Origin of the sequence: Nocardioides insulae DSM 17944 (assembly GCF_000422825.1) — a bacterium.
GTDB lineage: Bacteria > Actinomycetota > Actinomycetes > Propionibacteriales > Nocardioidaceae > Nocardioides > Nocardioides insulae.
Map to the genome: position 1 here is coordinate 129,475 of NZ_AUGU01000014.1, position 13,367 is coordinate 142,841.

Annotated in this window: 13 protein-coding genes and 1 tRNA gene; 9 read left to right on the top strand and 5 right to left on the bottom strand. The window is 70.3% G+C overall.

All coding sequences use genetic code 11. The features are described from left to right. Positions 1 to 16 precede the first annotated feature (16 nt). On the bottom strand, positions 17 to 997 hold the full coding sequence (locus G515_RS0104935; RefSeq protein ID WP_157571006.1) for a hypothetical protein: 981 nt from the start codon (positions 995 to 997) through the stop codon (positions 17 to 19). Between the two features lie 32 nt (positions 998 to 1,029). On the opposite strand from G515_RS0104935, the gene G515_RS0104940 reads away from it, so the two are divergent. From G515_RS0104940 to G515_RS0104955, 4 genes are all read left to right on the top strand, one after another. Then, positions 1,030 to 1,452: an FAS1-like dehydratase domain-containing protein gene (locus G515_RS0104940; protein ID WP_028659262.1), complete on the top strand. Its 423-nt coding sequence runs from the start codon at positions 1,030 to 1,032 to the stop codon at positions 1,450 to 1,452. Beyond that, positions 1,449 to 1,847, top strand: coding sequence for a MaoC/PaaZ C-terminal domain-containing protein (locus G515_RS0104945; protein ID WP_028659263.1), 399 nt, complete (start codon positions 1,449 to 1,451; stop codon positions 1,845 to 1,847). The genes G515_RS0104940 and G515_RS0104945 overlap by 4 nt, the downstream gene beginning before the upstream one ends. After that, the gene (locus G515_RS0104950; protein ID WP_084653111.1) at positions 1,801 to 2,925 is read left to right on the top strand and encodes a UDP-N-acetylmuramate dehydrogenase; all 1,125 of its coding nucleotides are present in this window, start codon (positions 1,801 to 1,803) and stop codon (positions 2,923 to 2,925) included. The genes G515_RS0104945 and G515_RS0104950 overlap by 47 nt, the downstream gene beginning before the upstream one ends. A 376-nt stretch (positions 2,926 to 3,301) precedes the next feature. Next, positions 3,302 to 4,861 (top strand): AMP-binding protein, encoded by a 1,560-nt coding sequence (locus tag G515_RS0104955; RefSeq protein ID WP_211220949.1) that lies wholly within the window; start codon positions 3,302 to 3,304, stop codon positions 4,859 to 4,861. A 125-nt stretch (positions 4,862 to 4,986) separates the two neighbouring features. Here the strand turns inward: G515_RS0104955 and G515_RS22510 are convergent, their stop codons facing one another. From G515_RS22510 to G515_RS0104975, 4 genes are all read right to left on the bottom strand, one after another. Beyond that, the gene (locus tag G515_RS22510) at positions 4,987 to 5,925 is read right to left on the bottom strand and encodes a DUF4190 domain-containing protein (protein ID WP_051217889.1); all 939 of its coding nucleotides are present in this window, start codon (positions 5,923 to 5,925) and stop codon (positions 4,987 to 4,989) included. Between the two features lie 74 nt (positions 5,926 to 5,999). After that, on the bottom strand, positions 6,000 to 7,148 hold the full coding sequence (gene rlmC / locus G515_RS0104965; protein WP_028659266.1) for a 23S rRNA (uracil(747)-C(5))-methyltransferase RlmC: 1,149 nt from the start codon (positions 7,146 to 7,148) through the stop codon (positions 6,000 to 6,002). Continuing rightward, complete coding sequence (locus tag G515_RS0104970) at positions 7,138 to 8,271, bottom strand: adenosine deaminase (RefSeq protein WP_281168281.1); 1,134 nt, start codon at positions 8,269 to 8,271, stop codon at positions 7,138 to 7,140. Before G515_RS0104970 ends, rlmC begins: the two co-directional genes overlap by 11 nt. Next, positions 8,268 to 9,476 carry a pyridoxal phosphate-dependent aminotransferase gene (locus G515_RS0104975; protein ID WP_051217890.1) on the bottom strand — a complete coding sequence of 403 codons (1,209 nt, stop codon included), beginning with the start codon at positions 9,474 to 9,476 and terminating at the stop codon, positions 8,268 to 8,270. Before G515_RS0104975 ends, G515_RS0104970 begins: the two co-directional genes overlap by 4 nt. A 138-nt stretch (positions 9,477 to 9,614) precedes the next feature. Here G515_RS0104975 and G515_RS0104980 point away from each other — a divergent pair, with 138 nt between their 5' ends. The 5 genes from G515_RS0104980 to rplK all read left to right on the top strand — a co-directional run bounded on the left by G515_RS0104980 (position 9,615) and on the right by rplK (position 13,331). Next, the gene (locus G515_RS0104980; RefSeq protein ID WP_028659269.1) at positions 9,615 to 11,150 is read left to right on the top strand and encodes a catalase; all 1,536 of its coding nucleotides are present in this window, start codon (positions 9,615 to 9,617) and stop codon (positions 11,148 to 11,150) included. A gap of 338 nt (positions 11,151 to 11,488) precedes the next feature. After that, a tRNA-Trp gene (locus G515_RS0104985) sits at positions 11,489 to 11,561 on the top strand. Positions 11,562 to 11,600: 39 nt separating this feature from the next. After that, positions 11,601 to 11,846 (top strand): preprotein translocase subunit SecE, encoded by a 246-nt coding sequence (secE, locus tag G515_RS0104990; protein ID WP_036554507.1) that lies wholly within the window; start codon positions 11,601 to 11,603, stop codon positions 11,844 to 11,846. 71 nt (positions 11,847 to 11,917) lie between these two features. Then, entirely contained in the window at positions 11,918 to 12,775 is an 858-nt protein-coding gene (gene nusG / locus G515_RS0104995; RefSeq protein ID WP_028659271.1) for a transcription termination/antitermination protein NusG, read from the top strand. Positions 12,776 to 12,902: 127 nt separating this feature from the next. Further along, positions 12,903 to 13,331, top strand: coding sequence for a 50S ribosomal protein L11 (rplK, locus tag G515_RS0105000; protein ID WP_028659272.1), 429 nt, complete (start codon positions 12,903 to 12,905; stop codon positions 13,329 to 13,331). The last annotated feature ends 36 nt before the right edge of the window (positions 13,332 to 13,367 follow it).

Consider the following 13,367-nt stretch of genomic DNA (forward strand, 5'->3'; position numbering starts at 1 on the left):
CGGCGTTCCGGCGTCCTCACCTCCAGGGGACGCAGTCGGGTTCGGCCCAGCTCCGTGCACGGCCGGCGTCGTAGCCGACCAGCATCGGCACCGCGGACCGTCCGGCCCGCTGGTACGCCGCGCTCGCCGTCTCGCTGACCACCCACAGGGTGCGTCCCTGCCGGGCCAGACCCTCAGCGCCGGGAACGAGTCCGACCCGACCGCCGCCGGGCAGGACGCCGAGCGCGCAGGTGGAGGTGGAACTGGTCTGCCAGAGTCCGGCGGACCAGCTGAACCCCTGGGCGCCCCGGGTGATCCGGCGGTGGGAGGTGGCCTCGGCCGCGCTGAGCGGGGTGCCGTCGGCACGGGCTCGCAGTGGCGCCAGTTCGAACCAGTGCAGTCGTCCGGCACGCTGCCGGCGGAAGCTGCCGATGCCCAGCCGGCCGCTGCGGTCGGTCACCAGGACGGAGGCCTTGAGGTCCTCGATGGGGTGGCGGGCGAGGATCCGGAGGGTGTCGGCGTCGAGCAGCCACAGTGCCTTGTTCTCCACCAGCCACAGTCCATCGCCGTCCAGGGCGACCCCGCCGCCGTGCCGGCACAGCACCGAGGCGTCGGGGCGCCAGCGGCGTTCACCGAGCAGGTCGCCGGTGGCGCGGTCGACCCGCATCACCCAGCAGTACCGCCGGCCGGGTTCGGCATCGCCGTACCCGCTCACCCAGGCGGTCCCGCCGCGCACTGCCAGCCCCTGCGGGACGAAGCCGTCCTCGGCGCCTGGCAGCCACACCGCTCGGCAGGCGTCCTCGTCGTGCGGGTAGTGGTCGTAGGCACCGTCGTAGGCCTCGGCGTAGGACGGCGCGCGACCGACCGTGTCCGCGAGCGTCACCGGCCCGCACCCGGTGCCCTCGTCGCCCGCGTCGCTCTCGCCCGGTGAGCAGCCGGCCAGCAGGCCGGTGAGCAGCGCGAGGAGCGACGTGGCGAGCAGCACGAGCGCGCGCGAGGGGATCCGGGTGCACGCCATGGCACCCATTGTGCCGGGCTAGGCTGACGGCCATGCCAGTCGACTCGACGCTCGTGGGGCGGGTGTTCCCGCCGACACGCCCCTATACCGTGACCCGGGAGAAGGTGGGGGAGTTCGCGACCGCCACCGGTGCCGCGGGCGCTCCCGGCACCGCGGAGAAGGTGCCGGCCACCTTCCCGATCGTGCTCGCCTTCGACGCGATGAACGCGTTCCTGGCGGCCGAGCGGATCGACCTGTTCCGGATCGTGCACGGTGAGCAGAAGTTCCACTACGAGCGGCCGGTCCGGGTCGGGGACGAGCTGGCGGTCACGCTGACCGTCGCCAGCCTGCGGCAGATCGGCGGCAACGACATCATCGGCACCTCCAGCGAGATCCGGGACGCCTCGGGCGACCTGGTCTGCACGGCGACGGCGACCCTGCTGCACCGTGGCGAGGCCGAGGGAGCGAACGCATGAACCTCACTGCGGGACACATCTTCGAGCCCCAGGAGTTCCCGGTCACCCGGGCGAGCCTGGTTCAGTACGCCGGCGCCAGCGGTGACTTCAACCAGATCCACTGGTCGGATCGGGTGGCGACCTCGGTCGGACTTCCGGGCGTGATCGCGCACGGCATGCTGACCCTGGGGCTGGCCGCCCGGGCCGTGGCGGTCTGGACCGACGGGGCCGAGGTCGTCGACCTCGGTGCGAAGTTCACCAACCCGGTGGTGGTCCCCGACGACGACACCGGCACCCTGGTGCGGGTCGCCGGTTCGGTCAAGAAGGTCGAGGACGGGCTGGCAACCCTCGCCCTGGAGGTCACCGTGGATGGCACCAAGGTCCTCGGGATGCCGAAGGCGGTCGTGCGTGCCTGAGTCGGGTCGAACCCTGACCGGTACGGATCTCCTCCTGGCCCGGCACACCACCCTGCGACTGGGCGGACCGGCGGCGAGTGTGGTCGCCGCGACCACCACCGAGGAGTTGATCGACGGGGTCCGGCGGGCCGACGAAGCCGGCGACCCACTGCTAGTACTCGGCGGCGGCAGCAACCTGGTCGTGGCCGATGCCGGATTCCCGGGCACGGTGGTGCGCGTCGCCACCCGCGGGATCAGCATCGAGGAGGACCAGTCCCCGGGCGACGTACCCGGCGGCGGACTGCTCGTCACCGTCGCCGCCGGCGAGAACTGGGACGACCTGGTCGCCCACGCCGTCGCGCACGGCTGGTCCGGGATCGAGGCCCTCGCCGGCATCCCCGGCAGCGTGGGCGCCACCCCGATCCAGAACGTCGGCGCCTACGGCCAGGAGGTCTCGCACACGCTGGCGCGGGTGCAGGTCTGGGACCGCGTGCTCGGCGAGCGACGTACCTTCACCGCCGACGAGTGCCGTTTCGGCTACCGCACCTCGCGGTTCAAGGCCGACCGACTCGACGAGTACGGCGGCCGCTTCCTCGTCCTCGAGGTCACCTTCTCCTTCGCACAGGGGGAGCAGAGCGCCCCGATCGGGTACGCCGAACTGGCGCGCACCCTCGGTGTCGCACTGGGCGAACGCGCCCCGCTGGCCGACGTCCGTGCGGCGGTGCTGAAGCTTCGGCGCGGCAAGGGCATGGTGCTCGACCCCGAGGACCACGACACCTGGAGCGCGGGTTCGTTCTTCACCAACCCGGTGGTCGAGCAGGATCGGGTCCCCGAGGGCGCCCCCGCGTTCCCGCAGCCCGACGGCAGCGTGAAGACCAGCGCGGCCTGGCTGATCGAACGCTCCGGCTTCGGCAAGGGCCACCCGGGCCCGGGTGGCCGGGTCTCCCTGTCCACCAAGCACACCCTCGCGATCACCAACCGCGGCCACGGCACCGCAGCCGATGTGCTCGCCCTCGCCCGCGAGGTGCGCGCCGGTGTCGAGTCGACCTACGGCATCCGGCTGGTCAACGAGCCCGTCCTGGTGGACCTCACCCTCTGACCAGGCGTCCCTCCCACCCCACCCCACGACTCGTTGTGTCCGGGCCCGTAGACGGTTGAGTGGGGCCTCCCGGAGAGTTGAGTGGGGCCTCGTAGGCGGTCGAGTCGGGCCTTCCGGACGGTCGAGTGGGGCCTCCCGGAGAGTTGAATGGGGCCTCGTGGGCGGTCGAGTCGGGCCTTCCGGACGGTCGAGTCGGGTCGCGTGGATCGTCGGCAGGCTGCTGACCGGCGATCCGGGTCGGTGCTCTGGGACGCTCCAGCGGCTGTGACGGTTGACACAAGTCAAAAGGATGGCTTGACTCACCCGCAGACGATCGTCGTCCGATCCGGCCGCGGCAGTGCCGCGGCCCTTCCGCACCGTCCCGGAGGGGGACCGATTGTCTTCGCCTGCCCTCGCGACTGACCACGTCGCCACGCTGACCAGCTTCTACACCCTCGCCCACGATGATCCCGGGCGGTTGGCCATCATCGACACAGACGGCTCGAGGCTCACCTACGGAGAGCTGCTCAGCCGGGCCAACCAGCTCTCCTGGGGACTGCGCGCAGCCGGGATCAAGCCACGCGACGCGGTGGCGGTCGTGCTGCACAACAGCGCCACCTTCATGGAGACGATCTTCGCGACCGCCCAGATCGGCGCGTTCCTGGTGCCGGTCAACTGGCGGCTCACCCCGCGTGAGGTCGAGTACATCCTCGGTGACAGCGGGGCCGCCGTGGTGATCGCGGATGCCGAGGAGGCGGCGAAGCTGGGTACGCCTGCCGGCTGGGCGGGCTACGTCCGCGGGGGACCGGTGCCCGACGGCTGGCAACCGATCTCGGCACTGACCGAGGGGCAGCCGACGAGTGACCCGCCGGAGCGTGAGGCGGGCTGGGCGATGGGTTACACCTCGGGCACCAGCGGCCGGCCCAAGGGCGTGGAGCGGCAGCTGCCGGCGATGAGTCCCGAGGAACAGGCCGAGGGCGCCTACCGACTGCTGATCGAGCGCTACACCTCGACGTGGAACTCCGCGGGCATGCACTACGTCTGTTCCCCGCTCTACCACGCGGCACCCATCGCCCACGCCACGGCGTACCTCCATGCGGGGCACTCGGTGGTCATCGATCCCCGGTTCGACCCGGTCCGCACGCTGGAGGTGATCCAGGAACACGGTGTCACCAGCAGCCACATGGTGCCGACCCAGTTCCACCGGCTGCTGCGCCTACCGGAGGAGACCCGCGCGGCGTACGACGTGTCCAGCCTGGAGCAGATCATCCACGCGGGCGCCCCGTGCCCGCCGGAGGTGAAGCAGGCGATGATCGCCTGGTTCGGACCGGTGATCTGGGAGTACCTCGCCTCGACCGAAGGAAACGTCTCGGTGGTGGGCAGCGAGGAGTGGCTCGCGCACCCGGGCACGGTGGGCAAGCCGGCGCCCGACAGCGGGGTGAGGCTGCTCGACGAGACCGGCGCCGAGGTCGGCCCGGGGGAGGAGGGGCTGATCTACTTCCCGGCGCCGGGCATCGTCTACCACGGAGATCCGGAGAAGACCGCCGCCAGCATCCGCGACGGGCTGTTCACCGTGGGCGATGTCGGTCGCTTCGACGAGGACGGCTACCTCTATCTGCTCGACCGGCGCAGCGACCTGATCATCTCCGGCGGAGTCAACATCTATCCGGCCGAGATCGAGGCCCACCTGCTCAGCCACCCGGAGGTCGCCGACGCAGCCGTCATCGGCCTTCCCGACGAGGAGTGGGGTCAGCGGGTCGTGGCGGTGGTCCAGCCGGTGACCGGGAGCGAGATCGACGCCCCGGGAGCGGACGCCCTCGCCGACCGGCTCCGGGACCACGCCGCAGCCGGCCTGGCGTCGTACAAGCATCCGCAGCGCTACGAGTTCCTCGCGGACTTCCCGCGCACCGAGTCCGGCAAGCTACAGCGTCGCAAGTTGCGCGACCGGTTCGTGTGAGGCGATCGGGCCCCGACCGGCTCGGTCGGCGGTGCCCGAAGCGCAGCGCGAGGCGGAGACGGTTCGAGGGGTTCGGCCGGAGACGGCCGAACCCCTCGAGGCCCTCACGGTGATGGTGCGCCGACTCAGAAGTCGTCGTAGTCGTTGTCGTAGTAGTAGTCGGGATCGCTGTCGAAGCCGCCGCTGAGCCCGATGGCGAAGAAGACGACCAGGGAGATGACTCCCAGGACGAGGAAGATCGTGCCGATCAGGCCGGTCCAGAAGCCGGCGGTCGCCTGCCCCTGACCACCCAACTGTCCGGCGGCCTGCTCGATCCGGCGCTTGGCCCGCAGGCCCATCACCATCGCGAACGGCGAGAGCACCAGGCCGATGCCGCACAGCACCACCATGCTGGCGAGACCGACGATGCCCAGGATCATCGACGTGGTCGCGCCGGAGTCGGAGGGCGGATTGACCGCGCCGTACGGAGCCGCGCCGTAGCCGTACGGCGTCGCGCCGTAGCCGTAGGGCTGCTGGGCGGGGTCGGCCTGACCGTAGCCGTAGGGCTGCTCCTGGGCCTGGGCGTACGGATCCTGGCCGTAGGGCGCCTGACCGTAGGGGCTCTGGCCGTAGGGGTCCTGACCTGCGGGGGGCTCGGCCGAGGCGCCCGGGGCGTAGGGATCCTGGCCCGGCCCCTGCCCTGCGGACTGGGGGCCGGGTGCCTGCGGCTCCGGCGAACCGGGCTCGCCCGCGGCGGGTCTGCCCCAGCCCTCGCCCGAGGCCGCGGGCCCCGGCGGCGGGGGCGGCACACTGCCGTACGGCGCGGTCTCGTCGCCGTAGGACGGCGGCTGCCAGGCGGGCGGCTGCCAGGTCGGACGCTCCGAACCACCAGCAGCCCCGGAACCCCCGGCAGCCTCGGAGTCACCCGAGGGACCGGAGTCATCGGATGCGCCGGAATCGCCGGAGGCCCCCGGCCCGGCGGCGGCGCTGTCGTCATTGGCGAGGTTGGGTCGGATCCGGGTCTGGTCGGAGTTGTCGTCCTCGTCGGGCAGCTTGCCCTCGGGGTCGTCTGGACCGTTGGTCATGGCGCCACTATCCCAGATCCGCGGGCCGCTGAAACCTCTACCGGCCGAGTTGGGGAGAGCCCGAGGACACCGGGTCAGCGCCGCTCGAGCAGCACCAGCACCTCGTGGTGCTCGGTGTGCGGGAACATGTCCAGCATCCGTGCCGAGACCGGTCGCAGCGAGGGCATCCGGGCCAGGTCGGCAGCCAGGGACTCGGCGCGGCAGGAGGAGTACAACACCTGCCGCGCCGCGGACTCCTCGAGCATCCGGGCCAACTGCGGACCGATGCCGCGCCGGGGCGGGTTCACCACCACCAGGTCCGGGGACCGGTCGGCCTCCAGGGCATAGGCCGTCGCGTCGCCCGCGACGAAGTCCACGCCGGTCAGGCCGAGCTCGGCACTGGTCGTCCGGGCGCTGTGGATCGCCTCGACCGAGGCCTCCACGCCGACGATCCGGCTCGGTCCGTTGCCGGCACGACGTTCGTCGTCCGCGGCGAGGTGGAGGGCGAAGCCGCCCACGCCGCAGTAGAGGTCCCAGACCGTGACGGCGTCGGTGCTGGCCACCAACTCCCGGGCGTGCCGGTAGAGCGCGGCGGCCACCTCGGTGTTCGTCTGGAAGAAGCTCTGCGGTCGCAGGTGCAGGGGGAGACCGTTGAGCCGCATGGTGAGCGTCTGCTGTTCGGTCAGCATGATCTCCTCGGGGCCCTCGAGCACCGCCTTGTGCTCGGGCTGGAGGTTGGCCGAGGCGACGACCAGGCCGGGGAGCTCCGCCTGCAAGGACGGGAGATGCTTGCGCAACCGGGCCACGGGTTCTGATGACCGCAGCACCCAGCGCACCATCAGCTCGCCGTCCGGCGATTCGGTCACGAGCACGTGCTTGAGTTCGCCGCGTCGGTGCGGGACCGAGTACGGCGTCAGTCCGGCCCTGGTCACGAACCGCTCGAGGACCGGGAGCGCCGCCCGGATACCGGGCGTGTGCAGCGCGCAGCCGGTGAGGTCGACACCGGTGCGGTCGGGACCGAGGATGCCGAGGGAGGGCGCCTCCACGGTGCCTCCGACGACCATCTTCGCCTTGTTGCGGAACCCTTCCTCGGCACTGGCCACCGGCTCCTGCCAGGCGTCGGCCGGGACCGCGCTCAGGACCTCGGCCAGGTGCCGCTGGGCGCGGGCCAGTTGGTCGGCGTACGGAACCTCGAGCAGCGCGCAGGAGCGGCAGATGCGAGCGTCGAAGTAGTCACACTTCATCGGGGCCATCATCGGCCACAGGGGACGCCTCGAGCCACTCGTCGATGTCGGCCAGCGCTCGCGCCCGGAGCTCCTCCGGTGCCCGCGAGGCCCGGAACGACATCCGGGCCAGCTCGGCGAGGGTGGCATCGGAGAGATCGTGCGCGGCCCGCATGGTGGCGTACTGGCCGGCCAGACGGGAGCCGAAGAGCAGCGGGTCGTCGGCGCCGAGCGCGATGGTGGCACCGGCAGCGAGCAGGCTGGGCAGCGGCACCGAGCTGAGGTCGCTGTAGACCCCCAGAGACACGTTGGAGGTGGGGCACACCTCGAGCGCCACGCCGGCGTCGATCACCCGGCGAAGGAGATCGGGGTCCTCGCCGGTCCGGACGCCGTGACCCAGCCGGGTGGGACGCAGGGAGCGCAGCACCCGCTCGATGTGGTCGGGGCCGCGCAGCTCACCGCCGTGGGGGACGAGCATCAACCCGGCCCGTTCGGCGATCGCGAACGCGTGCGCGAACTCCTCGGTCATCCCGCGCCGCTCGTCGTTGGAGAGACCGAAGCCGACGACGCCGCGGTCGGCGTACTTCGCCGCCAACCGGGCCAGGATCCTCGCGTCCAGCGGATGGCGGGTGCGGTTGGCGGCGATCACGACCGCGATCCCCAGGCCGGTCTCGCGCTCCGCCTCCCGGGCGGCGTCGAGGACCAGGTCGGTGAACGCGGTGATGTTGCCGAACCGGACGGCGTAACCGGACGGGTCGACCTGGATCTCCAGCCAGCGGCCGCCGTCACGGACGTCGTCCTCGGCGGCCTCGCGCACCAGCCGGCGGACGTCCGCCTCGGTGCGCAGCACCGATCGGGCCACGTCGTAGAGCCGCTGGAAGCGGAACCAGCCCTTCTCGTCCGCCGCGCTGAGCTGCGGCGGCCAGTCACTGACCAATTGGTCGGGCAGGTGGATCCGGTCGCGGTCGGCGAGCTCGAGCAGCGTCTGATGGCGCATCGAGCCGGTGAAGTGCAGGTGCAGGTGCGCCTTGGGCAGCGCGCGCAGGCTGCGGCGGAGGGTGTGGGGGCGCGCCTCGGCAGGCCCGGCGTACGTCGGTCGAGCCTGCCGAGACCCCGCATCGGAGCGGGGTGCCCCTGAGGTCACGCGAACAGCTTCTGCAACCGGCTGATGCCCTCGACCAGGTCGTCGTCGCCCAGTGCGTAGGACAGCCGCAGATAGCCAGAGGGGCCGAAGGCCTCACCCGGGACAACGGCGACCTCCACCTGCTCGAGGATGAACTCGGCGAGTTCGGCGGAGGTCTCGATCCGCACCCCGGCGTACTCCTTGCCGAGCAGTCCCTTCACCGAGGGGTAGACGTAGAAGGCTCCCTCGGGCGTGGGGCACTCGACACCGTCGATCTCGTTGAGCATCGAGACGATCGTGCGCCGGCGGCGGTCGAAGGCCGAGTGCATCGCCTCGACCGCGGAGAGGTCGCCGGCCAGGGCGGCGATGGCGGCACGCTGCGAGACGTTCGCGACGTTGGAGGTGGCGTGCGACTGGAGGTTGGTGGCGGCCTTGACCAGGTCGGCGGGACCGATCATCCACCCGACCCGCCAGCCGGTCATGGCGTAGGTCTTGGCGACCCCGTTGAGGACGACGGTGTGGTCGGCGAGGTCGGGGCACAGGACCGGCAGCGAACCGGTCTCGACGCCGTCGTAGGTGAGGTGCTCGTAGATCTCGTCGGTCACGACCCACAGGTCGTGCTGCTCGGCCCACTCGCCGATCGCGCGGATCTCATCCGCGGTGTAGACCGCCCCGGTCGGGTTGGACGGGGAGACGAAGAGCAGCACCTTGGTGCGCTCGGTGCGGGCCTGCTCGAGCTGGTCGACGGTCACCTTGTAGCCCTGGGTCTCGTCGGCGAAGACCTCGACGGTGACCCCGCCCGCCAGCTGGATCGACTCCGGATAGGTGGTCCAGTACGGCGAGGGCACGATCACCTCGTCGCCCGGGTCGAGCATCGTGGCGAACGCCTCGTAGACGGCCTGCTTGCCGCCGTTGGTGACGAGCACGTTCGCCGGGGTGATCTCGAGCCCGGAGTCGCGGAGGGTCTTCTCGACGATGGCCTGCTTCAGCTCGGGCAGCCCGCCGGCGGGGGAGTAGCGATGGTTCTTGGGGTCGCGGGCGGCGGCCGCCGCCACCTCGACGATGTAGTCGGGGGTCGGGAAGTCCGGCTCACCGGCGCCGAAGCCGATCACGGGGCGGCCCTCGGCCTTGAGGGCCTTGGCCTTCGCGTCGACCTTCAGCGTGGCGGACTCGGCGATGGCACCGATGCGCTGGGAGATACGGCGGTCGCGAGGCGTAGAGGTCATGGGCCACATGCTACGGCCCACTCGGGCGCCTTGAACCAGGGCTGTGAGAGGAACAGGTTTGGGGGTACGGCCCCTTGTGCCAGGAACCACCTGACCACGCTGCCCGAGCCCTGATGAGCCGGGCGGGAGGAGAGTTCGATGACCACGCAGAACGCCGACCAGTCCGGACCCGCCACCACCAACGACGCCGGCAATCCGGTCGCCAGCGACGAGCACTCCCTGTCGGTCGGACCGGACGGTCCGCTGCTGCTCCAGGACCACTACCTGATCGAGCAGATGGCCCAGTTCAACCGCGAGCGGATCCCCGAGCGCCAGCCGCATGCGAAGGGCGGAGGGGCCTTCGGCGAGTTCGAGGTCACCGGCGACGTGTCAGCGTACACGCGGGCGGGCCTGTTCCAGCCCGGGCAGCGGACCGAGGTCCTCGCCCGGTTCTCCTCCGTCGCCGGTGAGCGGGGGAGCCCGGACACCTGGCGCGACCCCCGTGGCTTCGCGCTGAAGTTCTACACCGAGGAGGGCAACTTCGACCTGGTCGGCAACAACACTCCCGTGTTCTTCATGCGCGACCCGATGAAGTTCCAGCACTTCATCCGCTCCCAGAAGCGTCGCCTGGACAACAACCTGCGCGATCACGACATGCAGTGGGACTTCTGGACGCTGGTGCCCGAATCCGCGCACCAGGTGACCTGGCTGATGGGCGACCGGGGCATCCCGCGCACCTGGCGGCACATGAACGGCTACTCCAGCCACACCTACTCCTGGATCAACGCAGGGGGTGAGCTCTTCTGGGTGAAATACCACTTCAAGACCGACCAGGGCATCGAGACCTTCACCCAGGACGAGGCCGATCAGATGGCCTCGGCCGACACCGATTACCACCAGCGCGATCTCTACGAGCACATTCGGGACGGTGAGTTCCCGAGCTGGACGCTGAAGGTCCAGCTCATGCCGTTCGAGGAGGCGAAGACCTACCGGTTCAACCCCTTCGACCTCACCAAGGTGTGGCCGCACGGCGACTACCCGTTGCACGAGGTCGGTCGGCTCACGCTCAACCGCAACGTCACCGACTACCACACCGAGATGGAACAGGCGGCCTTCGAGCCCAACAACCTGGTCCCCGGCACCGGACTCTCGCCGGACAAGATGCTGCTGGCCCGCGGGTTCAGCTACTCCGACGCCCACCGTGCCCGGCTCGGTGGCAACTACCGACAGATCCCGGTCAACGAGCCGAAGTCGCCGGTGCACAGCTATTCCAAGGACGGTGCGATGCGGGTGCGCAATGCCTCCGACCCCGTCTACGCCCCCAATTCGTACGGCGGCCCGGCGGCCGTCCCCGAACGCACCGACGACGGCGGACGCTGGCACGCCGACGGCGAGATGGTGCGCACGGCGTACACATTGCGGCCGGAGGACGATGACTGGGGCCAGGCGGGCACGCTGGTCCGTGAGGTGCTGGACGACGCCGCACGGGACCGACTGGTCGACAACATCGTCGGCCACCTGCTCAACGGCGTCAGTGACAAGGTCCTCACCCGGGCCTTCGACTACTGGCGCAACGTCGACGCCGACCTCGGCAAGCGGGTGGAGGAAGGGGTCCGCGCCAAGCAGGGGGAGGTCGACCCCAAGGCGGCCCAGCAGGCCAATCCTGCTCGCACCTCGATGCAGGAGAAGGCCTGAGGGCACTCGTCCGGGCGTGCTACCGGGGCGTTGCCGGTTCCTTGAGCTGTTCACTGAGCCAGGGGTGTCGCGGCGTCCGGCGGCCCGTGCCCAGGCAGGCCACGCCGAAACTGTCGGTGGCCGCGACTAGCGTCCGGGTGACGCTCGGACACGCGTGGGGTGTGTCCGTCGTCCGCTCCTCGGCGGGGGCGATCCAGCCCTCGCCGAGGAAGCTGGGTGTGCCCGGCGAGCACCCCGCTTTGGCGTCCGGCGCCCCGACCCGTAGACTCACCGCTGGTGGTTTCACCTGATGCTGCGACGCGCCCCCAACCGGCGTGCTTGTCGCTCGAGATCACCGGAGGGCACTAGCTCAACTGGCAGAGCATCGGTCTCCAAAACCGAAGGTTGGGGGTTCAAGTCCCTCGTGCCCTGCAAGACCGGACCGGCAGTATCAACGGAGAGGTGACGGACGTGTCGGACAGCAAGGCAGTCCCCACGCCGGACAAGGAGCGCAAGCAGCGCACCGGGCTCCTCACGTTCCTCCGCCAGGTGATGGCGGAGCTTCGCAAGGTCGTCTGGCCGACCCAGCAGCAGCTCAGCACCTACTTCTTCGTGGTGCTGGTCTTCGTGCTGGTCATGATGGCGATCGTGTCCGGGCTCGACCTGGCCTTCGGACGACTGTTCTTCGCGGTCTTCGGCGGCCACGTCGGCGACTGAGTCGGCGGCGGCCGGCCCGCCACGACGTACGTCGCAACCAATGGAATCCCACGAAGGTGATGGAGCAGCGAGTGTCTGAGCAGTCCGACCCGGTAGAGGAGACGCAGTTCTCCGAGGCCGACGAGTCCCTCGAGGCGAGCGCTGAGGAGGCCTTCGAGGCCGACATCGACGAGCAGGACGACCTCGACGCGACGAGCGACGAGCAGGACGACCTGGCGTACCTCGAGGACGGCGACGAGCCGACCGACGAGGTCGAGGAGACCGACGAGGTCGGCGAGGTCGAGGAGACCGACGAGGACCCGCTCGAGGCATTCCGCCGCGAGCTGTGGGCCAAACCCGGCGACTGGTTCGTGATCCACACCTACTCCGGCATGGAGAACCGGGTGAAGCAGAACCTGGAGAACCGCGCGGTCTCGCTCAACATGGAGGACTACATCCACGAGATCGTGGTCCCCATCGAAGAGGTCGCCGAGATCAAGAACGGCCAGCGCAAGATGGTCAAGCGCACCGTCCTGCCCGGTTACGTGCTGGTCCGGATGGACCTCACCGACGAGTCGTGGTCCGCGGTGCGGCACACCCCGTCGGTGACCGGGTTCGTCGGTCACAGCCACCAGCCGGTGCCGCTCTCGATGTCCGAGGTCGAGAACATGCTGGCCCCCGCCGTCATCGCGCAGGCCGAGGCGCAGGCCGCCGCCGCCGGTGCCGCCGCGTCCGCGTCCCCCTCCACGCCGTCCGCGGCCAAGAAGCCGGTCGAGGTGGCCGACTTCGGCAACGGCGACTCGGTCATGGTCATCGACGGGCCCTTCGCCACGCTGCACGCGACGATCACCGAGATCAACGCCGAGGCGCAGCGGGTCAAGGCCCTGGTCGAGATCTTCGGTCGGGAGACCCCCGTCGAGCTCAGCTTCAGCCAGATCCAGAAGGTCTGAGCGGGCACCCGCGATTCGCCGTCCACGCGAAGACGCGGAAGAATAGCCGGGTTGCCCGGCAACAAGTAGGTGGCAGAGACGACCCAGCTCGTCTCGTCAGGACCACGGAGAGAAAGAGAACACCCCAATGCCTCCCAAGAAGAAGATCGCTGCGCTGGTCAAGGTGCAGTTGCAGGCCGGTGCCGCGACCCCGGCCCCGCCGGTCGGTACCGCGCTCGGTCCGCACGGCGTCAACATCATGGACTTCTGCAAGGCGTACAACGCCCAGACCGAGTCCATGCGCGGCAACGTCGTCCCGGTCGAGATCACCATCTACGAGGACCGGTCCTTCACCTTCATCACCAAGACCCCGCCGGCCGCTGAGCTGATCAAGAAGGCCGCGGGTCTGAAGAAGGGCTCGAGCACCCCGCACACCGACAAGGTCGGCAAGCTGTCCAAGGACCAGGTGCGCGAGATCGCCCAGACCAAGCTGCCCGACCTCAACGCCAACGACATCGAGGCGGCCATGAAGATCGTCGAGGGCACTGCCCGCTCGATGGGCGTCACCACCGACTGATCCACCTGTGGGAGGGCCGCGCTGGCCCACATAGAC

Excerpts from the sequence above, each read along its gene's own strand:
- G515_RS0104935 (WP_157571006.1), bottom strand. The coding sequence starts at position 997 with ATGGCGTGCACCCGGATCCCCTCGCGCGCGCTCGTGCTGCTCGCCACG.
- G515_RS0104940 (WP_028659262.1), top strand. The coding sequence starts at position 1,030 with ATGCCAGTCGACTCGACGCTCGTGGGGCGGGTGTTCCCGCCGACACGC.
- G515_RS0104945 (WP_028659263.1), top strand. The coding sequence starts at position 1,449 with ATGAACCTCACTGCGGGACACATCTTCGAGCCCCAGGAGTTCCCGGTC.
- G515_RS0104950 (WP_084653111.1), top strand. The coding sequence starts at position 1,801 with ATGGCACCAAGGTCCTCGGGATGCCGAAGGCGGTCGTGCGTGCCTGAG.
- G515_RS22510 (WP_051217889.1), bottom strand. The coding sequence starts at position 5,925 with ATGACCAACGGTCCAGACGACCCCGAGGGCAAGCTGCCCGACGAGGAC.
- rlmC (WP_028659266.1), bottom strand. The coding sequence starts at position 7,148 with ATGAAGTGTGACTACTTCGACGCTCGCATCTGCCGCTCCTGCGCGCTG.
- G515_RS0104975 (WP_051217890.1), bottom strand. The coding sequence starts at position 9,476 with ATGACCTCTACGCCTCGCGACCGCCGTATCTCCCAGCGCATCGGTGCC.
- G515_RS0104980 (WP_028659269.1), top strand. The coding sequence starts at position 9,615 with ATGACCACGCAGAACGCCGACCAGTCCGGACCCGCCACCACCAACGAC.
- rplK (WP_028659272.1), top strand. The coding sequence starts at position 12,903 with ATGCCTCCCAAGAAGAAGATCGCTGCGCTGGTCAAGGTGCAGTTGCAG.